At 43.6% G+C, this 23,951-nt stretch carries 17 protein-coding genes; 5 read left to right on the top strand and 12 right to left on the bottom strand.

Translation table 11 applies throughout. From position 1 onward, the window contains the following. Positions 1 to 36: 36 nt before the first annotated feature. The 3 genes from V5G28_RS01695 to V5G28_RS01685 all read right to left on the bottom strand — a co-directional run bounded on the left by V5G28_RS01695 (position 37) and on the right by V5G28_RS01685 (position 5,310). The gene (locus V5G28_RS01695) at positions 37 to 1,758 is read right to left on the bottom strand and encodes a sensor histidine kinase (RefSeq protein WP_332990662.1); all 1,722 of its coding nucleotides are present in this window, start codon (positions 1,756 to 1,758) and stop codon (positions 37 to 39) included. Between the two features lie 981 nt (positions 1,759 to 2,739). Beyond that, a complete protein-coding gene (gene metK, locus V5G28_RS01690; RefSeq protein WP_332990692.1) occupies positions 2,740 to 4,002 on the bottom strand; it encodes a methionine adenosyltransferase in 1,263 nt (420 codons plus the stop codon). A 306-nt stretch (positions 4,003 to 4,308) separates the two neighbouring features. After that, a complete protein-coding gene (locus tag V5G28_RS01685) occupies positions 4,309 to 5,310 on the bottom strand; it encodes a phosphoribulokinase (RefSeq protein ID WP_332990659.1) in 1,002 nt (333 codons plus the stop codon). A gap of 1,131 nt (positions 5,311 to 6,441) precedes the next feature. Here V5G28_RS01685 and petH point away from each other — a divergent pair. After that, positions 6,442 to 7,725, top strand: a complete 1,284-nt coding sequence (petH, locus tag V5G28_RS01680; protein WP_332990690.1) for a ferredoxin--NADP reductase — start codon at positions 6,442 to 6,444, stop codon at positions 7,723 to 7,725. 158 nt (positions 7,726 to 7,883) lie between these two features. Here the strand turns inward: petH and V5G28_RS01675 are convergent, their stop codons facing one another. Next, the gene (locus V5G28_RS01675) at positions 7,884 to 8,018 is read right to left on the bottom strand and encodes a hypothetical protein (protein ID WP_332990657.1); all 135 of its coding nucleotides are present in this window, start codon (positions 8,016 to 8,018) and stop codon (positions 7,884 to 7,886) included. Between the two features lie 531 nt (positions 8,019 to 8,549). Here V5G28_RS01675 and V5G28_RS01670 point away from each other — a divergent pair. Both V5G28_RS01670 and V5G28_RS01665 read left to right on the top strand, forming a co-directional pair. Next, entirely contained in the window at positions 8,550 to 9,869 is a 1,320-nt protein-coding gene (locus tag V5G28_RS01670; protein WP_332990653.1) for a homoserine dehydrogenase, read from the top strand. A gap of 102 nt (positions 9,870 to 9,971) precedes the next feature. After that, complete coding sequence (locus V5G28_RS01665; RefSeq protein WP_332990652.1) at positions 9,972 to 10,994, top strand: S-layer homology domain-containing protein; 1,023 nt, start codon at positions 9,972 to 9,974, stop codon at positions 10,992 to 10,994. A 536-nt stretch (positions 10,995 to 11,530) separates the two neighbouring features. Here V5G28_RS01665 and V5G28_RS01660 read toward each other — a convergent pair. The 8 genes from V5G28_RS01660 to V5G28_RS01625 all read right to left on the bottom strand — a co-directional run bounded on the left by V5G28_RS01660 (position 11,531) and on the right by V5G28_RS01625 (position 21,247). After that, positions 11,531 to 11,968 (bottom strand): CAAD domain-containing protein, encoded by a 438-nt coding sequence (locus V5G28_RS01660; protein WP_096566580.1) that lies wholly within the window; start codon positions 11,966 to 11,968, stop codon positions 11,531 to 11,533. 875 nt (positions 11,969 to 12,843) lie between these two features. Next, positions 12,844 to 13,299 (bottom strand): pentapeptide repeat-containing protein, encoded by a 456-nt coding sequence (locus tag V5G28_RS01655; RefSeq protein WP_096566582.1) that lies wholly within the window; start codon positions 13,297 to 13,299, stop codon positions 12,844 to 12,846. 410 nt (positions 13,300 to 13,709) lie between these two features. Next, the gene (locus tag V5G28_RS01650) at positions 13,710 to 14,582 is read right to left on the bottom strand and encodes an S-methyl-5'-thioadenosine phosphorylase (RefSeq protein ID WP_332990649.1); all 873 of its coding nucleotides are present in this window, start codon (positions 14,580 to 14,582) and stop codon (positions 13,710 to 13,712) included. 92 nt (positions 14,583 to 14,674) lie between these two features. Continuing rightward, positions 14,675 to 16,147, bottom strand: coding sequence for a peptidoglycan-binding domain-containing protein (locus V5G28_RS01645; RefSeq protein ID WP_332990647.1), 1,473 nt, complete (start codon positions 16,145 to 16,147; stop codon positions 14,675 to 14,677). A 438-nt stretch (positions 16,148 to 16,585) separates the two neighbouring features. Then, complete coding sequence (locus tag V5G28_RS01640) at positions 16,586 to 17,314, bottom strand: hypothetical protein (RefSeq protein WP_332990645.1); 729 nt, start codon at positions 17,312 to 17,314, stop codon at positions 16,586 to 16,588. Between the two features lie 160 nt (positions 17,315 to 17,474). After that, positions 17,475 to 18,473 (bottom strand): FAD-dependent oxidoreductase, encoded by a 999-nt coding sequence (locus tag V5G28_RS01635; protein ID WP_332990643.1) that lies wholly within the window; start codon positions 18,471 to 18,473, stop codon positions 17,475 to 17,477. Positions 18,474 to 19,012: 539 nt separating this feature from the next. Beyond that, positions 19,013 to 19,516 carry an SH3 domain-containing protein gene (locus V5G28_RS01630; RefSeq protein ID WP_332990641.1) on the bottom strand — a complete coding sequence of 168 codons (504 nt, stop codon included), beginning with the start codon at positions 19,514 to 19,516 and terminating at the stop codon, positions 19,013 to 19,015. 192 nt (positions 19,517 to 19,708) lie between these two features. Continuing rightward, positions 19,709 to 21,247, bottom strand: coding sequence for an AAA family ATPase (locus tag V5G28_RS01625; RefSeq protein WP_336229461.1), 1,539 nt, complete (start codon positions 21,245 to 21,247; stop codon positions 19,709 to 19,711). A gap of 395 nt (positions 21,248 to 21,642) precedes the next feature. Between V5G28_RS01625 and V5G28_RS01620 the strand changes: the two genes are divergently transcribed. Beyond that, positions 21,643 to 22,935, top strand: coding sequence for an ATP-binding protein (locus tag V5G28_RS01620; RefSeq protein WP_332990638.1), 1,293 nt, complete (start codon positions 21,643 to 21,645; stop codon positions 22,933 to 22,935). Beyond that, on the top strand, positions 22,932 to 23,951 hold a 1,020-nt coding region (locus V5G28_RS01615; RefSeq protein WP_332990635.1), incomplete at its 3' end, for a tetratricopeptide repeat protein. The genes V5G28_RS01620 and V5G28_RS01615, both read left to right, overlap by 4 nt.

Genomic DNA, 23,951 nt, shown 5'->3' with positions numbered 1-23,951 from the left:
TTCTTCTACAAAAGAAAATCGGCTGATTCCAGAAAACTAATCTTTAGCTATCAGTGGAAGGCGAACAGTGAAAATAGACCCAACTCCGGGTTCACTTCTGACAAAAATTTCACCACCCATCATATGGCAAAAGTGACGGCTAATTGCTAACCCCAATCCAGTACCACCATATTTTTTTGTTGTCGAAGCGTCCCCTTGGCTAAAAGGCTGAAACAGCTGTTGCTGTTGTTCTGAGGACATACCAATGCCTGTATCTTGAACAGTAAACGTGATCATTCCAGGAGCATCCCCGTGGAAGTCTAGCTGCTTGTTGACTATCAGTGTCACCTTACCGTTGGTGGTAAACTTGGCAGCATTGCTCAGGAGATTGTACAGAACCTGTCGTAGCTTAGTTTGGTCAGTGTACATAATGCCAAGTTCCCCATGAAAATTCACTTCTAAAACATTGGCATTTTTCTCCACCAAAGGCTTGACTGTTAGGACAACGTTATTGATGAGCGTGGCGAGTTCAAATGTCTCTGGGTAGAAAGTCATTTTCCCCGCTTCAATTCGTGATAAGTCGAGGATATCGTTGATTAATGTCAGTAAATGCCTACCCGCACCATTGATAGATTCAAGATCCTCAATAAAATCTTCTGTCATTTCATAATCAGCAGCATCATCTTTAAGCAGTTGGCTCAAGCCAATGATGGCATTCAACGGCGTGCGTAATTCATGGCTAATATTGGCGAGAAACTGGCTTTTTGCTTTGCTGGCTGCTTCTGCGAGTTCTTTTGCTTGTTGTAGTTCTTTTGTACGCTGTGATACCCGTTCAATCAAACGATTGAGAGATTTGGCGAGTAATCCAATTTCATCTTCAGTGCTGACAGGGGCGCGCAAATTAAAGTTAGATTTTTTCGCTACTTGTTCCGCGACTTGAGTGACTAGGATGACTGGTTCGGCGATCGCCCGAGAAGTACGCCATGCTACAATTGCGGCAATAGCTACCGACAGCAGCATACTCACTACAGCAATCATTTGCTCGATTCCTTTTGCTACGCCCACATTTGTTCCAATTGCCTTCTCTTGCTGTTGAGCAATTTGCAAAGTGTCAGTTAACCGTTGACGTATCTCATCTAGCCGCGTGGTTGTTCCACCGCTCATAATTTCCAGCAACTTGTTTCGTGCTGAGGAAATCTCCTGTTGATTTTGTGGCTGCTGCTCAAGCTGCTGCAACACTGACTCTATTTGAATAACGTAAAATTTTAGGTTAGTGGAGTAGTCATTCAATATAGTTCGTAGAGTGTCTTCTGTTGCTGCTAGCTTTCCTGGCTTGCTCTCTATAAAATTCGTAATGTCTTTCTCAATCTTCTTGGCTTTGTCAACACTGTTTAAAAATTCGGCTCTTTTGCTATAAAGGCGTTTCGGATCGTCCACAACAGCAACCAAGTTTGAGCTATGCAATTGTGCATCTACTAAAGCATCTTTGTAACTACCAAGCATTTTTGTTTGAAACTGGGCATGGCTTAATTGCCCCGTTTCTATACCTCGGTAGTAATTAGCGATGACAAACCCAGTCAGTGAACCCAAAAAGCCAATTCCGATTGCCAGAAAGTACCCATAGCCAATCTTCTGATGAATGCGCCAAGAACTTGCTTTGAGTTTCCCTCGGGAGGGAAATTCTATAGTTGGGAGTTCATCATCGGTAGAGGGCTGTTCGGCTGACACTTGTGTTATTTCCCAATTGCTGTCAACAGCGGTTGGCTTTTGAGTTTGCATTCCTCAAATCTCCTTGCCCTCCCGCAAAAATTACCGGATTTGTATCAAAGCTAAAATTTGAGCTAAAACTTGGTTCAATTTGTGATTACCACCTACTACATTATCATTATCTTCTTTTTTAACAGAAGCAAAGCGTTTCTTACTTAAGGATGAAGTTTAAACTATCAAAGAAAAGCTAATTTTTAAAGTAGAATTTATGAAATTTTTATAAAGCACCTTGATTCTAGCCTAGACAAAGCTGCCTAAAAGGCATCTACATCTTTCATCCTTTTTCAGGGCTTGTACTCGCTTGTTCCTTTGTGCTTATTTTCTGCTTTCAGCAACCCTTCCTGCCCTTCTGGGAAACTATACTTTCTCTTGACGATACACACATTTTATTTTTCTCGCTGTCTTCAGTTATTAGTATAGTTTGCACGATTTCTATTATATCTAAGCAATTTTTATAGGAACATTTAACGATATTTTTTCCTGCCAACAAAAGTCACCTTAATTAGGCTATTAACAGCGTCATGCAGCCAGAGTCCATATAGGGGTTTTTAATTCAACAGAATACTACAGTTGTAGATTCTTGTGGCATGAACCGGACAGCCCGTGCTAAATTCGGGCGACTAAGATGCTCATCCTACAATATTTGTATGATACAAAAGGTAGAACTGGTATTTTGTGGATAAGCTACAGCTAATCTACTATTTTGTCACAAATCTCTGGCGATTGGGGACCCTTGGATTGGGGATTGGGTAAGGGAGCCTCAAAATTATGTCTGGGGAAATATTGACCATTACCAAGTCTGGTGAATTTCCACTCTTGAGCCAGTCCCGGGGCGGCATTCCCTTTCAAGGGTAGGTTTTTTGGCAGTTTGTTAATGCGTGAATTTTGAATGAGCGAATTTTGAATTGGTATAACCCCCCAAGGAAAGGGGGGTTGCAGGAATTTGATGAGTTAGGAGTTAAACTGATTCAAGCTCCTAACTCCTTACTGTATCTATACAACTGCTGCCGACAGTAAATTGTTGACTGCTTCCTTCAACAATTCCGCCTTATCGGTACGCTCCCAAGGCAAATCTAAATCGCTCCGCCCCAAATGACCGTAAGCCGCGACGTCCTGATAAAAACGTCCGCCTCGTTCACTCGGCAGGTTGCGTAAATTGAAAGCATGGATAATGCCCGCAGGGCGCAGTTCAAAATGCTGTTGGATGACTTCCAGCAAGATTTGGTCATCGACTTTGCCTGTGCCAAAAGTCTCCACCAGAACGCTTACCGGTCGCGCTACACCAATGGCATAACTAAGCTGAACTTCACATTTTTCTGCCAACCCTGCGGCGACAATATTTTTCGCCACATAGCGAGAGGCATAAGCTGCAGAGCGGTCTACCTTTGTGGGGTCTTTGCCAGAAAAGGCTCCACCGCCGTGTCGCGAGTAGCCACCGTAGGTATCAACAATGATTTTACGCCCGGTCAGACCAGAATCTCCCTGAGGACCCCCGATGACAAACTTACCTGTGGGGTTAACCAAAAAGCGAGTTTGCTCATCTGGCTTAACATCAATGTCTCCAAAGACAGGTTCTACCACCGCTGACCAGAGGTCTTCTTTAATCTTGGCTTGCACTTCTGCTTCATCAGTGATGTCACCGATGGTAGCTGTATGCTGGGTGGAAACCAGGATCGTATCAATTCCTACAGGTCGTCCGTCTTCATATACTATGGTAACTTGCGTTTTCCCATCAGGACGCAGGTACGGCAAATCACCTGTTTTACGAACCGCAGCCAGTCGGCGAGCAATACGGTGAGCAAGACAGATAGGCAACGGCATCAGTTCTGGTGTTTCGTTGCAAGCGAAGCCAAACATGATACCTTGGTCGCCAGCACCAATTGTGTCAAATAGTTCGTCACTCTGCTCTTCGCGGGTTTCTTGAGCAGTGTTAACACCTTGGGCAATATCAGGCGATTGTTCGTCTAATGCGACAATCACTGAACAGCTGTTGGCACAGAACCCGTTATCAGCGTTGGTGTAACCAATCTCGGCAATTTTCTTGCGAGCTAGATTGACATAATTCACATTTGCTTTGGTGGTAATTTCACCAGTGATTAAGACCAAACCAGTGTTAACCACAACCTCAGCAGCAACACGACTACTGGGGTCTTGTGAAAGAAGGGTATCTAAAATTGTATCAGAAATCTGATCGCAGATTTTATCTGGATGCCCTTCAGTCACAGACTCGGACGTAAATAGATAACGACGAGACAAGTGGAGTTCCTCCATAGAAGGTTTTTCCAACTGGCTAAACCAAAGCATTTAGTTTACCCAGTTCAATCTGCAATCATAACAAGATTTTTACAATCACACCTCGTACTTATGCTACTTTCATAAAAATTATTACCTAAGACTGATTATTTTAAAGATAGATAAAAGTTACCCTACTCGTTTATAGTTGTTTAAAGTTAACTCAGTAATTTAAGCTCTGAAACCTCTGACTTGTTTCCTACACCATAAAAAAATCGGGGGTACCCGTAAGCACCCCCAAAAGCTTCCACACAAATACAGCGACTGTCACTAAACGTTAACAGCTAGCTTTGCTTCCTTGGATGTCAACCGTTCGTAAGCAGTACGCATTTTCAAACCTGTTAGAACTTGGAACAAACCAGTTCCATTATTGGAACCTGGATACTCGCGGTGCTGGAGTAACAACTGAGTCATCTCACCTTTGTACTTGGTGGATGTGTTGCTCAAATGGGTTTCGATGTAAATCACTTCTTCGAGATTGTCAAATTGACCATCTACCTCTAACACAGAGACATAGCGACCGTAATACACATCTGAGCCATAATACAGTTGCATACCAGGGTAAGAACAGCTCAGTTTACGTCCGCAGGGAGTCCACTGAATTGTTGACCCTTCATCAAAGAGGTAGACTGGGGCAAAGCCTTCTTTGCCTTCTCGCTGGAGCATACGTACCCGCAAAACTTTGCGCTCTTTGTCGTCTTTAATTAAGTTTGTGGGCAATACCTGGAGAACCACATCAGCAAACTCTCTTTGTGGTTCAATGTACTTTGTAAAATCAGGTTTACGGGAATTGATTTGAGCTAAGACATCTTCATAGCGGTGACCACGCTCTGCCATGTCTCGCTGAATTTTCCAGGCAATTTTGACTTCATCGCTGATGTCAAAATACACGCTGAAGTCGATCAGTTCGCGCACCCGCTCATCATATAAAGGATGTAACCCCTCAACCACTACAATGTGATTCGGCTCCACCCGCTCTGGTGGATCGATATTGCCGGTTTCGTGGTTGTAAATTGGCTTATCAATCGCTTGACCTTCCTTGAGCGCTTTTATTTGCTCATACATCAAGTCAAAATTGTTTGCCCTTGGATCAAGTGCAGTTATTCCTGTTTCTTTGCGCTGCTTGCGGTCTAATGAGTGATAGTCATCTAAGCAAATGACTGTCATTAACTCTTCACCGAATAAATCTATCAGGCGACGCAAAAAAGTAGATTTACCGCACCCGGAGTCTCCAGCGACTCCAATCAATACCACGCGTTCCGGCTTACTCATAAATCTCCTCTAGATACTAAAGATGAATCAATAATTTTTCTCACAACAATTTTCCAGCTAGGAGCATCCTTCAACGGTTTATCCTGCTTTGTCGCCTCCAGCAGCGCTATCACACATCAAACGGGTATACAACACAGTGGCAGCAGACACCCGTCTGAATTTGTCTGAGAACGTTACTGGTAAGTATTTAATCCTAGTGTTATATTGGATTGTAACAGAATGGAGTACTCTATACAAGGCTTGCTGTATTTCCTTTCAATCAGTTTTCCAGCAAGTAGGGACCGAACAAAATTTTTACAACCACCTATAACAGGCGTGGTCTTGTGAAGTCTTTGCTTGTGACTCCATATAGATAAGTTTATACGGTATCTTTTTTCTTTTCAATTTTTTTGTCAAAGAAAATTGACTCCTTTGAATTCTAATTTGTGAACAATGCTCGCTTAGATGAAATCAGGAATTTCAAGAGAGAATTGAGCAAGTGACGAAAAAAGTCATTTTTGCAGTAATTTTGCGTATATGCTCACATATGAAGTAGAAAAATCTAGCATGATCCGCTCATAGTGGTTGACAGATTTTTAACATCAAGTCAAACTTATTTTAGTTGCTTATGTAAGCTTTCTCTCTATCAGAATTTAGTAGCTGGAGTATGGCTCAATTGTGGAAATACCCATAATGGTGGATGAAAATTCAGCAAAGAATATTTTGTCTAAAATTCTCAGACTCATTTGCTGGGGAAAGAGGGAAAATTGCAAAATTGGAGAAGTAAAACAAATCGCAAACAACCGTGATTAGTATTCTCCAATTCTTACGCTGTTTCAGGTTATCTACCTAACAAGCGGTAAGAAGTTATCTCCCTCTTTAGAGGTAGTACTTCAGGAAAAAAAATTAAATTGACTCATTATTAACATTCTCCAAAAGACTTATCGTCTAATTTAGAAGGTGAACAGGTGTGTTTTTTTGCAATTCTTGCTTGTCTTTGGTGAGTAGATGTAGCAACGCATTGGCTAGAGATGCCGCTTTCGGTAAAAGCGCCAGTTTTGTCAAACCAAAATCAGGTAAACTAAAGCTGGCGCATTGTGCTGGAAAGGGTTTTCCACCAAAAGTTAAGTAGACATCGGAGTGGTAGAAGAAATGTACATTAAAGGTGCTGTTGAAGGTGCTGCCAACACAGAATCAGGTAGCCGCGTTTTCGTGTACGAAGTGGTGGGTCTACGTCAGAGCGAAGAAACTGATAAAACGAGCTACCAAATTCGTAACAGTGGCAGTGTATTCATCAGAGTGCCTTACAACCGTATGAATCAGGAGATGCGGCGTATCACTCGCCTAGGTGGCAAGATTGTTAGCATTCAGCCTTTGAGTGCTGTGGACCAACTTAACGGTAAAGCTTCCACGAGCAACGCCACATCTGGTGAGACTGCTAACATTGCAAATGGTAAAGCCACACCTGTAGCTGAGCAACAGGCCAACAAAAAGGATAAAGAAGGCAACACCATGACTCAAGCGAAAGCTAAAAAAGACGCCCACGCTGACGTTCCTGTCAATATTTACCGTCCAAACGCTCCATTTGTAGGAAAATGCATATCTAATGAAGCGTTAGTGCAAGAAGGCGGAATTGGTATTGTTCAGCACCTAAAATTCGACATTTCCGGCGGTGATTTGCGGTATATAGAAGGTCAAAGTATCGGCATTATCCCACCCGGTGTTGACAAGAACGGCAAGCCAGAAAAACTCAGACTGTACTCCATCGCCTCAACTCGTCATGGCGATGATGTGGATGACAAAACAGTATCTCTTTGCGTCCGTCAATTGGAGTACAAGCACCCAGAAACTGGCGAAACAGTGTACGGTGTTTGCTCGACTCACCTGTGTTTCCTCAAACCAGGAGACGACGTAAAAATCACAGGACCTGTGGGTAAAGAAATGTTGTTACCCGCTGATCCTGATGCTAAAGTGATCATGATGGCAACAGGAACAGGTATCGCGCCTATGCGGGCTTACCTGTGGCGGATGTTCAAAGACAACGAAAGAGCCGCTAACCCAGAATACCAGTTTAATGGATTTGCTTGGTTGATTTTTGGTATCCCCACAACTCCCAACATTATTTACAAGCAAGAACTAGAAGAAATCCAACAAAAGTATCCCGATAATTTCCGCCTAACTTATGCCATCAGCCGCGAACAGAAAAACGCACAAGGTGGCAGAATGTATATCCAAGACCGCGTAGCAGAACACGCAGATGAACTGTGGCAGTTGATTAAAGAAGAGAAAACCCACACCTATATCTGTGGTCTGCGGGGTATGGAAGATGGTATCGATGCAGCGCTGACAGCTGCTGCTGCAAAAGAAGGCGTAACTTGGAGTGATTACCAGAAAAACCTCAAGAAAGCTGGTCGTTGGCACGTAGAAACCTACTAATTTAGTCATGAGTCATGAGTCGTGAGTCATAAGACTTTTGACAAAAGGCTATAGACTAAATTAACTAATTCGGCGGAATTCCCCATCTGCGTGTGCGGTGGGGTGCATCACGCCGAACAATTACGAGGCGCACCCCTTGTGGGTGTCCGAGGAATTGTTTATCTCTGGGTTGGTAGTTGGTCAATCCAGTCTTCAATGAGTTGAGTCATGGATTTTTCTCGTTGTTCTGCTAATAACTTCAGCTTATTTAGACGACGCTCAGATATCCGAATATGCAATCCTTTAGCTTTCATAGTGTCTACACAAAATCTAGACATTATGCTAACATAAAGATGGTTGATGACCCGTCTGACTGTATGGAACATAAAGGCTAACTTCAAAGTAGCGGTACGACGCTTGCCGTTCGCGTTCGCGGAGCGTGGCGTCAGCCATAGCGTGGCGTAAGCCAAGAAACATCAGAGTTCAGAGAAAGAACACGACCGCTGGTTCGCACGATTACGCTCTGCGGTAAAAGATAAGCCAAGCCGTGTTGTACGTAAAGTTATACACCTGCGGGAGGCGGGTGTCTGCCTGTGGACGCGGAGTAAGACCAAATCATGCTTGCATGAAGAGGCATCGGCGGTTGAGACGGGAAACTCCGCGCGACGAATAAGACCGTCCTTGTACTAGCTGGATAAGGGATACGCCCCATCTTCAGCCGAAGGCAAGATGGGGTACTTCACATAAAGATAATCTGTAGGTAGGGCATATGCCCTACCTACAATTGTTGTTGTGTATTTGACAACATTATCTAAAATCCAAAATATAAAATTGGTATAAATCTTGTGGGTGTAAAGCTGGGAATACTGGGATTAGGCACCGTAGGAACGGGTACGGTGCAATTGTTACAAGATAAAAGTTTTCGTCACCCGTTGTTGCAGGAAGTAGAAATTTATCGCGTGGGAGTGCGATCGCTCGATAAACCCCGCGCAGTCACATTGCCAGAGTCCGTATTGACGACAGATTTAGAAGCAATTGTCATTGACCCTGCGGTAGATATTGTAGTTGAGGTCATGGGTGGACTCGAACCAGCGCGATCGCTCATCCTCAAGGCAATTCAAAATGGCAAACACGTGGTGACTGCCAACAAAGCAGTGATTTCCCGTTTTGGTGATGAAATCTTTACAGCAGCGAATCAAGCTGGGGTATACGTCATGCTGGAAGCCGCCGTTGGTGGTGGTATTCCAGTCATTCAACCTTTGAAGCAATCTTTAAGTGTCAACCACATTCACACCGTCACTGGCATCATTAACGGCACGACGAACTACATCCTGACGCGGATGCAAACAGAGGGCAGTAACTTTAGCGATGTTTTAGCGGATGCCCAACGCTTAGGTTATGCTGAAGCTGACCCCACTGCTGATGTCGATGGCTTAGACGCCGCAGATAAAATCGCCATCCTCGCATCATTAGCCTTTGGCGGACGCATCAAGTTAAAAGATGTCTACAGTGAGGGGATTCGGCAAGTCAGCAAAACAGATATTGCTTATGCCGAGAAATTAGGATTTGTGATCAAACTCCTGGCGATTGCGCAAAGCGCAGCGCCGCTTGCGGCGATCGCCAACAGAACGACCCCCTCATCTCCTCTCATCTCAGTCAGAGTCCATCCCACCTTAGTCCCTAAAGCACACCCCTTAGCCAGCATTAACGGCGTAAATAACGCCATTCTTGTTGAAGGCGAACCTATAGGACAGGTGATGTTTTTTGGTCCTGGTGCTGGTGCTGGGGCAACTGCTAGTGCTGTATCATCGGATATTTTGAACTTAGTAGCAGCCCTCAAAAAAAGCAAAACAGCACTAAATCAGCTGCTTGCTTGCGCACATCAAGACTACTGCCAAATTGTGCCAATGGCAGAACTCGTCACCCGATTTTATGCTCGTTTCCTGACTAAAGACCAACCCGGAGTGATTGGCAAATTGGGAACTTGCTTTGGCAATCATGGAGTCAGCTTGGAGTCAGTCGTTCAAACAGGCTTTCAGGGAGAACTAGCAGAAATTGTTGTTGTCACTCACGATGTCCAAGAAGGTGATTTTCGGCAAGCATTAACAGAAATTCAGACCCTCACAGCAGTAGACAGTATCCCTAGCTTGCTGCGAGTGCTTTGAAAATAAAGGTTATAGGGGACAGGGGGAATTTAATGAATTCGTAACCGCAAAGCTGTAACCTATTACCTAAGACCCTCAAACCTATTCCCTATCCCCAAAAAGATGACAGATATCCCTCCTTCAGATCCAAAGTCATCTCAAAGAAATACCCTTGGCTTTGATGAATTTCTCGGTATTCTTGTTGCTTTTTCTACCATTGGGTTGATTTTATTTTGGTCCTTTTCCCGTAAGGATTCTAGTTGGAACATAAATGGTTTGCTATTGCCCTCCCCTACTTCCTCTGCTCCTCCTGTTACCCCTGCTACCCCTCGTCAACCAGTCGTTCCATTTATTGTTCCTGGTGTAAAGCCAACAGTCACTCCATCCCCAACTGACCAAAATACCTTTGAAGATGAGTTACCTCCGGTTTCTAACTTTGCCCCAGATCAGTCACAAGCAGAAGACGAACCAACCTCTTCTGCGACCATAACTAGACAACAATATTCTGTAGTTGCTCCTGGTGAAAAATTGCCAACAATTCCCCCGCCACTCGCTTTTACGGATGTACCTAGTGAGTTTTGGGGACGGCGTTTTATTGATGTTCTTTCTTCTCGTGGGATTACCAAAGGCTTTCCTGATTACTCTTTTAGACCGAATCAGCCTGTCACCCGTGCGGAATTTGCTGCCATTTTGCAACAAGCTTTTGGTAAAAGAGTTGATAGTAGTTCAACAACAAATTTCAAGGATGTGTCAGCCCAATTCTGGGCAATTCCAGCGATTAACCAATCCATCAGTACTGGATTTTTAAAAGGCTATCCAGACAAAACCTTCCAACCAGAGCAAAAGATTCCACGAGTACAAGTTTTAGTTGCTCTTGCCAGTGGCTTGAATCTAAAAGTACCCTCTTCCCCAGATAAACTTTTAAGCGTCTATAAAGATGCCAAAGAAATTCCTAAATATGCTCTTGACAAGGTAGCAGCAGCTACAGAAAGTAGTCTTGTGGTAAACCATCCCGATCCACAAACCTTTGCTCCAAATCAAGAAGCTACCCGTGCTGAGGTAGCTGCTATGGTTCATCAAGCTTTGGTGCGAATGGGAAAGTTGCAACCGATTAAATCTCAAAGCATAGTGACAGTGCCTCGTTAAGCTTTGCTGTGCAACTGGTCAAGCAAAATGAACCGAGTAGACGGACTCACACAGCGGTGATTGTTATGATTAGAGCACAAATCTTCGGGTGGGCATTGCTTCTTAAAGCTCATGTGGTAAACATTTGAGATATTAAACCTCTTGCAAAAGTCAATTTTGTGAAAAAAAACCACAGATGGACAATAAATAAAAGTCTTTCCTCTGTCTTCCCACGCCACTTCTCAAGGGCGGGGGGAACCCCCGCACTCTTTGTGGCTCCCCTTTTGTAGGGGGGGAATGGGGGTGGACACAGATAATTTATCTGCGTCCATCTGCGGTTATAAGTATCCATGCATACTTTTGCAAGAAGTTTATTGGTGAGCAATGCCCACTTTAGCTGAAAACCGCTGTAAACTAAAAGCCTGCGTAGGCGCAGGCTTTGTTTTGGTAGCCCTGAACTCCCAGTCTAAAGGCGTAAAATGAGGGAGCCAGGGCTTTAGAAGAAATTGATAGCGCATAAGCCCGAACGGCTTTAGCACTGCATCAATAGCAGCTATTTAGCTTTCTGGAATTTGTTTGCCAACAACTTGTGATTTGAGCGCTGCAATTTCACTGGTTAACTCTTGCCGATTTGAAGCTTTGAGTAAATAGCGGTAAACAAACCATGCAGAGTAACCAATACCAATTAGCTCAAAGGTAGGTGCGACTAAGGGAATGTCATTCAAAGCATCCAAGATCGCCAAGACTACCCTAACAGTGACAATTGCTGCCACAATCAAACCAAGGGTAATCAGGGGCTGTTTGTATCTATTAAAGAAGGTTCCCACATAGTCGGGCAGTGTCGCTAAAAAACCAGAAACTTGTTCTCCGTATTTTAGCCATTGATCTTGAGACTGCACGCTTGGCTGGAGTTTAGTTATGGTTCCTGTTTGGTTGTTGATATTTGGCACTGTTGCCTCTGGAGACTTAGTTTCCACAATTTCCGGTTCTTGCATTTGGGCTTCCTTAATTTTCACACTTCAGTTACTTTAAATCCGGACAGTTACATCCAAAAGGCTGTTGACTAGGCGATGCACCAGTGCATCAGCACAACTGACTTTGAGGTACAACGAGGTTTTAGTTGCCTATAACCATAATTGTCCCTGAACCATTACTTCATCAACTACAAGGTAGAAAACCACTCAGAGGGTAGTAGTCATAACGTAGTACGATGACTGCGAAATAGCATTCTAAGCTCATTTTTGGATGAACTAGAATCTTGAATCTAGGGCTATTCCACACCCTGTTAGTTGCGAACAATGGTACTCGTCTAAGTACAAATCAGGCAAAAATCAGTCCACCTTTCATTTATACAAGTCTAAATGCCGATTTTACCCGATATTTAAGCTATTTTAAGGTGTCGTCCTCAATTAATACATTTAATTGATAGTTCTAAGGGAGAGAAGTTATCACTTATACTAAATTCACACTATAAATAAGTTTGATAATTTAAAAATATTTATATCTACCAACAATTAACATAAGCATTTTCAAGCATAGTCAATATGTTGTAGGTTTACACCTAAATAATTTATGCGTTAGGGGGGAAGCTAAATTAGCCATGATAGTTAACTGAGTAAAGGAGCGATCGCTAAATCCCTATTGCTATTGCCAAGGAATTTTTAGCTTCCCACACAGGTCATGCAAAATCAAAACAAAAATCTTTTCAAAAGAAGTAGGTTTATGGGACTATCTCCATCGTTAGCCTGTTTGTCAAGCTGTGCTACCTAACGACAGAGATAAGCAAAACTAATCAATATCACTAAATCCTTGTGCAAGGAATTTACCAATCTCTAGTCCCTACTTCCCACAATCGAAGCTATGGTAGCTTCTATTTCCAATCGGGAATTTCTCCATCTTCACCACCAACACCGATCGCAGTGTTAAATATCTCAGCATTGGTAATGGTGAGGTCATTCATCGATGCCCCATAGACATTAGAGTCATAAATCGTCGCACTACTAAAATTCACGCCGTTGAGATTGGCTTTTTTGAAGTCAACGTTTGTTGCGAAAGCTGACGTTAAATTAGCTCCTGCTAAGTTCGCACCCGTTAAGTCAGCGCCTTCAAGATTCGCGTTTGTCAAATTGGCTCCTTTGAGATTCGCATTTCTCAAGTCAGCACCAATTAAATGCGCACCACTGAGGTTAGCTTTCGATAGATCGCACCCGCTACATTCCCCAGTTGAAATTAGTTTTTTTACGTGCTGCGGATTAGCAGCGTTAACTGAAGTTGCTAAGAGCAGGGGAGTAAATACGGTTAGAGCAGCTAAAATGTTGAATTTCATGATATTTCCCCTTTCTAATACAAGTCGCTTCCGTTTTCTCCTCACAGTTCCATTATCGCCTGTATAGCTTCTTTGGTATAGATTGACGACATAAGTAGGTTGTGAGTTACGTCAGCTTTTTTTTGTGATGGTAGACAGTCCTCTTGGTTTTGAGGAACCGCTGATGTATGAATATATGAACCTTATCCATCCACCACTGAAACAAATAATAACACCTGGTTTCAGCCGTAAGTTCTGCCATAGGGCGTTAATCAATATCTGCTATGAGGCGTAAATGGCAGAACAGGTACCTGAGGAAAGCTTTCTTACTTTATAGGTATTTACTGGCAAAGCAACACCCTGATAGTACTACTACCAGGGTGGTATGAATTTTTGCTAAAAGACTACAATAAACAATCGTAAAAAGGTTTCTACATATACTTTTTCAGCAACAACCCCAACTTCTCTTTGGTGACTGCTGGAGCCTTTTCTAGGTTCGTCAAAATCGCATACTTTAAAGCTGAATGTGCATCACTTGGGGGTGGGTTTTCGCTTAGACGCCGCACTGTTTCTTGAATCACTTTCTGAGCATTAACTGCATTTCGCTGCAAATTAGCAATCACCATGTCCACCGTCACGTTATCGTGATCTGGATGCCAACAATCGTAATCTGTCGCTAGCGCTAAAGTCGCATAAGCAATTTCTGCTTCTCGTGCTAACTTCGCTTCTGGCAAATTCGTCATCCCAATCACCGTTGCACCCCAACTGCGGTAAAGATTTGACTCTGCTTTTGTCGAAAATGCTGGTCCTTCCATACACACATAGGTACCGCCACGATGCAGCGTGACATCCGGTAAGTTGAGAGATGCGATCGCCGAAGCGACAACTCCAGCCAAATTTTTGCAAATTGGATCGCCAAAAGCGATATGAGCAACAATTCCCTCACCGAAAAACGTTGAAACCCGATTTTTAGTTCGATCAATAAATTGATCGGGAACCACCAAATCGAGTGGTTTGACTTCTTCCTTCAATGAACCGACAGCTGAAGCAGAAATTAAATACTCTACACCCAGTTGCTTCATTGCATAGATATTGGCACGAAATGGCAACTCGGAAGGTAACAACGTGTGATTACGACCATGACGCGCTAAAAAAGCGACTCGCGTACCCTCTAAAGTTCCTACTATCAAAGCATCAGATGGTGAACCAAAGGGCGTCTGGACTTGCACCTCTTCGATATCTTTAAGGGCATCCATTTTGTATAAACCGCTGCCACCAATAATTCCAATACGAGTTTCTGCCATTATCTTTAAATTTCGTTAGGGGTAGGGAATAAAATTAAGAGTTACGAGTTATAAATAATAACTCATAACTCATAACTCTTAACTGTTAACTCTTAGAAGTAATCTACCCGTGCATCTAACCCACGCGAGCGTAACCATTTAGACAGCTCTTCCGCTTGTGAGCGTTCTCTAAATTGTCCAGCATTTACAAAAGGACCAAGTCTAGATTCAGCTTGGAAAGCCTCGGGAATGTACTGACGCACTTGATTCAAAGTGTCATTTCTAGAAATCGGTACGACCACGACAAAGCGATTCTCCTGGTTAGGACCCGATCCTGTAGAATTGTCTGGATTATTGCTTATCCCTAATGCTTGCCAGGTTTGATAATTGACGAACCCAGTCGTTTCCAGTCCATAATATCGCTGGAATTGAGCTACAGCATCTCTAGTTGCTGGACCATAATAACCAGTGATATCACCGTTAAAGAATCGCAAATTCTGCAAACGCTGTTGCACAACTCTAACTCGTTGACTCCTCTCACCCTGACAAATATCTCCGGTTGTCGAACAACCATAATTTTGCTCAGGATTTTGCCCATAATTTTGCTCAGGATATTGCCCAGGATTTTGCCCTCCAAGAGCTGTCGTTATGGCTCCTAAAGTTTGTGAGTCGGCGACACCGCTGGGTCTTATTCGATAATCTTGCTGAAAACGTGCCACAGCTTCTTGGGTTGTTGGACCAAAGTAGCCAGTGGGATTCACTCTAAAGTAGCCCAACTGCTGCAAATCCTGTTGTAATTCTCTCACTTGGGCACCTGAGTCACCCAAATTTAAAGCATTGGGCAAGTTAACTCCACCAATACCGTTTGAGGAGTAAGTTGAGGTGTAAGTTGAGGTGTAATTTGAGGAATTATTTGAGGAATTGTAATTTGAGGTGTAACTTGAGGAATTATTTCTGTTAAGACTGATACGTATTGCTTGTTTTGTTGTCCCACCAACAACACCATCAGCACGTATTCCATATGATTGCTGGAATCTCACGACTGCTCGTTGAGTCTCTGGACCAAAGTTGCCTGTTATCGAACCATTAAAGTAACCTAAACGCCGCAAATCCTGTTGTAACCTAGTAACGGCTTGACCTGTGCTACCTGGTTGCAAACTCCCGCTCACATTACTACCAGGTCTTCTACTTTGACATTGAGATTGCAAGGCTTGTTGAGTTCTAGGACCCACAGATCCAACAGCTGGTAGTCCATTGGTTCGCTGGAACCGAATCACAGCATTCTGGGTTAAGGAAGCAAACTTACCTGTTACCGGACCATTATAATAGCCCAGCCTGCTCAAACATCTTTGGATTTGTGAGACTTGAGAACCGCTGCTTCCTACTTCAAGTGCTACCGCACGCTGAGCTATACTCAGAACTGCTAAAGTCAGTGCTACAGATAAAAGATGTATTGCTGCACTGCTAGAGAGTGTTTTCCAATTTAAGTGTGCAAAAAGATTAGAATTAACTCGGGCAGGAACATCCTCATTTCTTATTGATGCCTCGTTTGCTGAAGCAAGCTGAAGATAACCAATTTTTTCCATAGTTGTTTCAAGTTGTTATTTTAGATAATTTCCCTGTTGTAGATTTGACCTCATACAGAGCGTTAGTTAATTGTTTGTATATACCATTATTGATACACCTGTGTAACAGATAATTCCTTACAACTCGTTTTGTAATGATTAAAATTTTATTTATTCCGTAAATTCACCGTAGTCGTGCCAAATCTTTACTGCTTGATACCGTACATTAAGAAAACCTTGAAAATACTGTTTACAAAGGTTTCATACAGCAAGCAACTAACCCCCCAATTTGACTTAATTGCACAAATCAACTTATACAAAAAATATACCAGTTTCTTAGGCTATAGTAGCAGTCCCACCCCACTACACATTACAAGATTGTTCTGTCTGTGGGGAAACTCCTCCAGACAAGTTGACTGGATGAAGGGAGAATCCCACGGCGTGTCTGCTGTGGGAGCGTCAATTGACATGAGCCATCATCAAATGCTCAGCCAAAATTCGATTTACTGTATCCCGATATGCTAAAGAAATCGGCAAGCTCCAGAATCTTCTGAATAAAGGAAGGCGTGATGACTTGAAGCGAATCGTCACGATGTTAGGTTTTACTTCGTTCCATTTATAGGATGCTAGCTTCTCCCACTTCACCACTGAAAACATATAGCAGATACCATTCTCTCTCAACTCCAGGCTGCTCAATCCTACACAGAGAAAATAGATGGCAAGCGACCAGTAGAAAACCAATTGTGATATGACTTGTACCAGATTAGTGTTACTTTCAAGCCCTGTTGAAATTTGATTGATCGCCGACCAAGTGAAGAGGATTGTCAAGAGGACTTCCAATGCACCAAACCAAAAAATTATTTTGTTTACTGAAAGCCGTCCTGCATTAAGTAATAAAGCACCAGCCTTTGTCTTTCGCCAGTTCCAGCTAAGTAGCCATAAAGCCACAAATGCTGCAAAAAGAAAATTAAAGCTTATCAATCCATATTTGGCTAGTGAAGGAAATTTGCCTAGTGAATGAAACCCTAAGCTAAAGAGGAAACCCAGTGCGAGCAACAAAGCAGTGCGAAGCAAACGTCTTTGAGCGACTTCGTGCCCGAGCGTACGGCTGGAAATTGCGTATACAATTGCCATAAACAGCAGAATAACAATTAATGGTGCCAATGTTGCAGAAAAGAACTCAACCATTGCTATGTCCTTACATCTAACGTTCTTTATAGATATCAAGCCCCAATTATCAAGGCATATTTTAGTCATAAGTGTTGAACTATAGAACTTATGCACTATATGAATCACCCACATATGCATTGACAATAGGTCGTTTTTACAAGCTTTATATATAAAGCTGTTAGCTAAACTTTAGGTAGCAATTGTCAAGAAGTGAGAAATTTTTAAACACTTCGGTGGCACGATAACTGTAAATTTGGGAGAGCGGTTCTGCATCTTTAATGGCGTCATAAATTGCAGGGCAAGGCAGACTACGAACAAATTCCAGGAAGCCTGCTTCATCAGTTGGTGGATAGTCGCGATTGGGCGAAGCCCAGTGCCGTTCGCGGAGCGTCTCCGTCAGGAGAAGGCAATCGCCTCCATACGCTGTGAGTATCCAACGATTTTCTTCCAATGGCAAAAGCCCAGCACCACGAGTTCGTGAGGGGGGTGCTACTTGCAAATACACTCCTTTCCAATCAGCCTGAAAATCGGAAGGGAGTCGGTAAAGGCGGCTGGCATAGCCTAAAAATGCATTGACCACTGTTTCCTGCGGGGGTTGATAACCTATTGCTTTGAGCCATTGAGGAGCTTTGGAGGTGCGTCCAGTGGCATCAACGACTAAATCGGCGTGTATTTGCTCTTGCCAGACTCCTTGATGGGATTGTTGATGATGGCGAACGGATACACCCGCTACGCAAGTGCTGTCAGTATTAGATAGAACTCCGGTGACCTCACACCCTTGCAGAAAGCGGACTTTGTTCATGGCAGCTAAGCGACAACGCACCTTCCAATCTAATAGATGGCGACTGAATGACAAAATGAAAAGGTCGGAGGGAAAGCGAACCCCCCATCCAGCAGGATTAAGCCAAATCCAATCTGCTGCCACGTCCATCAGTTGAGCACCAGCAGCAATCATTTCTTCGCGCAGTCCAGGGAAAAGTTTTTTGAGGATGAGCTGACCTTGCAGCAAAAGTACATGTATGTGGCGAGACTGAGGAGTTCCCTTGCGCGGAATAGCTTTCTCAGGAAATTGATCTCGTTCAATAAGCGTGACTTGCTTGAAGCGATCGCTCAAAATCCGAGCTACTACCAACCCAGCCATACTACCGCCGATGACAATCGCATGATTGTTTGTCATTTTTATTGTATAAATTTCCTTTTTCTTAAGCTTAAGCTAACCTGTTGTTGTGAAAGATTAGCTCAAAGCCACCCAAAAATTGCCAAAGGTGCTGATTGTGTAGAATCGTGTTTTTTCAACTTCTCAAATGATTGCAATCAAGCTTTAAATTTGACTAAATTTCTTAATAAAAAAAAGGCTGCTATAGCGTTTCTCGTTTCAATGAAAGACAAATTAGGCGATGGAAAAACCTAAACCCGTGCTAACTCCCTATGAAAGTTTGATTTTTGAAAGCAAAGCGATTGTATCTTCATCCCGATCAGGCAATGAAAAGAATAGTAAGCTGTTCCACAGAAAAGTTGCATTGCTTTATGTGTAGACCGTTCACTGTTAAATGTTGACTGTCAGCAGTTAGCGGGCAACGATTCTAATAAATGATTGTGCAATTTAAATGTGTTTTAACTTATGAGTCTTGGGAGCTTGGTGGTTTTACTGTTGTTGTCTAGTTCTTGTCTGGTTCTTGTCTGACTGTATTGGTCTGTTTGCTGTGTCTGTTCTGTCTACTGCGAATCTTCTTCGCCCACTTTCTGGGTATTACCTGCTTTCACCCAACCTTCTTGTTCGCCATCTTCCAAGCGAATCTTTTGCCAGACATTATCTTCGCTTTGTTGGACAACGATCACTCTTGAATTATAACCAACCCCACCAACACGTTCAGCATCCTGCTTTGCTGCTGCTCGCAAAATCAAGCCTTGCTTCCAAGTGACACGCGCTTGATAAGCTCCTGGTGGTAATGGCTTGGGCGATTCGCTAGCCTTTGGAGTCGGGGTTGGCTTAGGAGAAGCTTCACCCTTCGCTTCAGGCTTAGAGGCTGCTTTTGCTACTTTAGGTACAGTCGCTTTTGGCTTTTCCCCTCTTACAGCCGGGCTATCATTGGCAAAAATGGGTTTGGTGGGAGGTGCTGAGGTTCGATTCATAAAATACAAAGCAGCAGCGACTCCACCGCCAGCTAAGATAGCAAGCGCCAAGAAAATCCCAAGTGTATACTTCAGTATGTTAATCATAGTGACAACTTCACCTTACAAATTTATGAATTATAAATTATGAATTATGAAAAATTTTAGCCTTCATAATTCATAATTTTTGACTGATTATTGCAACTGGCGTTGAATGCCATCGCGAAGCGGGCACTCCGTGCCATCGCGTAGCGCGCCCTATGCGCCAAGATGCCGGAGGCATCTTGCCCTGAGTGAAGCTCAGGCAGAGGGTTTTCCTCCAGAAAACCCTCTGCGCATATACGGGCTATCGCTCAAAGGATTGTGTTTGGAAGCTAGACGCGCTCTACCCGCCGCCGCCCATTCTTGCAGTTGCTGAATTTGCTCGACAGCGGTTCGTGCTAGGGGTATAATCTGACTGGCAGATTCTAAAATGTCATCGGTATTGAAGTCCCTGTTTTGGCTAAACCCAATGTGCATTGCTTCAATCAAAGTTTGCTCAATTTCTGCTCCAGAAAAATCAGGTGTTTCGTAAGCTAACCTGTCGATATCGTAATTTTTTAAATTATGGGCACGCAGTCGAGATAAATGCACGGTAAAAATTGCTTTTCTCTCTTCTTGACTTGGCAAACCAACAAAGAAAATTTCATCAAACCGCCCTTTTCGCAGCATTTCTGGTGGTAGCGCTTGGATATCGTTAGCGGTGGAGACAACAAAGACAGGTGAGGTTTTTTCGGCTAACCAAGTAATAAATGTACCAAAAACACGGCTCGTAGTTCCCGCATCACCTTTGCTACCAAGCCCGGAAAAGGCTTTATCTATCTCATCTATCCACAAGATACAGGGAGCAAGGGCTTCGGCTACTTGTATCATTTGTCGAGTGCGGGATTCCGACTCACCCACCAAACCCCCAAACAATCGTCCCACATCGAGACGCAGCAAAGGTAAGTGCCAATGATGGGCGATCGCCTTTGCGGTTAACGATTTCCCAGTTCCTTGAATTCCCACCAACATCAAACCACGGGGGTGCGGTAATCCGTACTGTCGCGCTTTTTCGGTAAATGCTCCACCTCGGCGGAGAAGCCAGTCTTTGAGGTTATCCAGTCCGCCGATATCGGAAATTTGCTCTGTGGCTGGGTAAAAGTCGAGGATTTGAGTTTGGCGAATCGTTTGGCGCTTTTCTTCCAAAACGAGATCCACGTCTTCTGGTTGTAGTTCACCGTGCGTCGCGATCGCCCGTGATAAAACCCGACGAATGCGTTCCATTGATAGCCCTTGACAAGAGCGCACCAAGTCATCTAAAACTCTACCAGGAAGAGAGTGACCAGTCGCGGCTATCAAACGTTCCACTTCCGCTTTAATTTCCGTGGCGGCTGGTAAGGGAAATTCAAGGACAGTAAGAACTTCGCTTAAGTCGTCAGGAATCGCAACTCTCGGCGACAGCAACACGATATTTTTTGGTTGGGACTTGAAGAGTCGGGCGAGGTTGCGGAGTTTGCGAGCGATCGCCACATCTTCTAAAAAGCGATGGTAATCTCGGAGAATAAACACCGCAGGCGCAGTAGCTGGGAGTTTTTCTACAAATTCCAACGCTTGTAAGGGATTACGCCGACCAAACCCTGCATCATTCGGATTGCCTTGATAACCATCCACAAAATCCCAAGTATACACTGGACGATTACCCTGGTTCGCGGCTTCTTCGCGGATAGCCGCTTCAACCCGTTCCTCTTCATAGGTGGGAATGTAAGATAAGGGGTAGCGGGCGCGTAATAGGAGTTTAAACTCGTCACGGAAGCTCATAAGTAGATGTTAGGAGTGAGTTGTTAGTTCTTTCTCTCATTGTTCAGGTTTGTTATGGTTCTAACAACTCATTCACCCTGACTTTTCACGCCATGTGGAAAAATCCACACTAAACCTAACCCCCAACCCCTTCCCTACGAGGGAAGGGGAGTAAGACTCAAAGCCTCTCTCCTTGTAGGAGAGAGGTTTGGAGAGAGGTTTTCCATATAGCGAGATATTCCTCAAAGGTGAGCAAATGTTGGGTAGTAGTGGATGTCATCAGACAACCTCTGTCATACTTTCTCCAATTTTTGCATTTATCAGGTTCAGATTCCCGACTTCTTTAAGAAGTCGGGAATCTTGTTGTTGTAGGCGACAAGGTATGATCATCGAAGCATCGCACCGAAGCACGGAATATGGACAAATCTTTGCTGGAAAGGTTTCGCAAAGCGTATCAGGATCTGGAATTGTTTCCGCTGATCAATGCCAGACAGATTGAAGCGTTTCGAGTTGATTTTGCCAATGATACAGTCGCCCGTTTAGAGCAAGCCGTCGAAGATGCACCTCCCAACGGTAAGCTTATTTTTGCAGGACACCGGGGTTGTGGCAAGTCTACTCTGCTCGCGAAATTTGCTAAGCAAATGACTCAGCAGGAATATTTTGTTACTTTCTTTTCTGTGGCTGATTTGATTGAAATGTCTGACGTTAACCACGTCAACATTTTGTATGCTATTGCCCTGACTCTGCTCAGTAAAGCTACTGAAAACGGAGTAGCAATATCTGAAAATACCAGAAAATCTCTCTTAGAATGGTTTACTACCACGCAGACAGAGACAGTCACCAAAGACTTGAAATCTGAGGTGGGACTAGGTGGTGACTTCCTCAAAATCATCACCGCTAAACTTAAAAACGAAGCCACATTTCGGGAAGAAATTAAAAAAACTTACGAACGCAAAGTTTCTGAACTTGCCAGGAAAGCTGATGAAATTGCCTCTATAATTCAAGCCGAAACTAGAAAGCAAGTCCTAGTAATTATTGATGACTTGGACAAACTTGATTTGGGCTTGGTGGAAGATATTTACAGAAACAACATTAATTCTTTATTTTTACCCAAGTTTAAAATTGTCTATACAATTCCAATCGCGGCAATTCGCAACAGTGAATTGCTTCCTATTTTACAATCGGCGGCAGCACCGCGCATTCGGATGGCTGTGTGTAAGTTCTTCAAGCCAGGAGATAGCCACAAACCACACGGAATCCCCAATCAACAAGCGATAAACTTATTTCTGGAAATTCTTCAAAAGCGCATCCCAGAGGAATTAATTGAACCGGAAACGGCAAGGCAAATTGTCCTGAAAAGTGGCGGTGTGGTGCGGGAGTTGGTGCGAATAGCCAGGAGTTGTTGTTCTCAATGTTTGCTATTAATTCGCTCGGAACCAGAACGAAATGATATCAAAATTAATGAGGAAATTCTCCAATTAGCAATCAAAGATTTGCGGAATGAGTTTGCCCTTACCTTGGGTGAGAATCGGTATAGCATATTAGTAACGACCTACCAAAACCTCACACCCAAAGATGCCATGAGTGAGGAATTTCTCTCGCTGCTGCACGGACTGCACGTACTAGAATATGAAAACGATGATTTGTGGTATGACGTGCATCCGATTGTGGTGGATCTACTCAAGCGCAAGAAGTTGATCGCAGAATGACAACAGTTGATGATGTAACTGAAAATCAACGGAATTATCTGAAGTTAATCGTAGCCTTGGAAGCCAGCCAAGGTATTCTTAACTTGCTAATTGCAGTTTGTGATGACCGCAATTTGCGCGAAAAACTCATTCGCCAATACGAAACGGAACTCAGACAGCAGGACTTTCTCACGTATCGGGTGCGGGTACGCAATCAAGACCCCAGTTTACGCTATGCGCTGGCGCAGTTGGTAGAAAAAGAGCCAGGTTTGCAGCAGGGTACATCCGCCGTTATTACAGTGTTGGGAGTGGACGAGTTATTATCGGTGAAGTTAGACGCACCAAAATCAGAACAAGACAGGTTTTTTGGCTACTTACAATGGACAAGGGAAGCACTGCGACAGTTTCGCTTTCCTATTGTGCTGTGGTTAACTGAACCAATCTTGGTTCGCTTGGCAGAACGCGCACCAGATTTTTGGAGTTGGCGCGGTGGAGTGTTTTGGTTTACCCGCGAGTCTACAACCGTGGAACGAGAGAATATTTCCGTATCAAGAACTCTCTCGCCAACTGCACCAAAGCAAACTGGCGGTTTACCACTAGAAGAAATATTACGACTGATTGAACAAATTGAAGCTCAAGGCAAAGAATCTCCCATATTAGCAACATTGTACGACAGTTTGGCACAAGCTTATCAACAACGTTATGACAGTCCCCAAGAGCGTGAAATGGCAATTGAGGCGTATGAAAAGGCAATTGCGCTGCAAACAAAGTTTGGGTTAAAGGCTGATTTAGCTGATAGCTTGAACAAGTTGGGGAATCTGTATTTTGAACTGAGAAATGAGGTCAAAAAAGCTAACGATTGTTATCAGCAAGCACTAGAAATTTATCAAGAAATTGGCGCTCGCTTGGGTGAAGCAAACACCTTAAGAGCGATTGGCGATGTTTTGCAGTTCCTCGACCGTCGCAGCGAAGCTTTAGAACGTTACGAACAAGCATTGGCATTCTACCGCGATATTGGCGCTCGCTTGGGTGAAGCA

Source organism: Scytonema sp. PRP1 (assembly GCF_036697665.2).
GTDB lineage: Bacteria > Cyanobacteriota > Cyanobacteriia > Cyanobacteriales > Nostocaceae > Kalymmatonema > Kalymmatonema gypsitolerans.
Note: the sequence above shows the minus strand (reverse complement) of the source record. Positions and strands in the feature narration are given on the sequence as shown.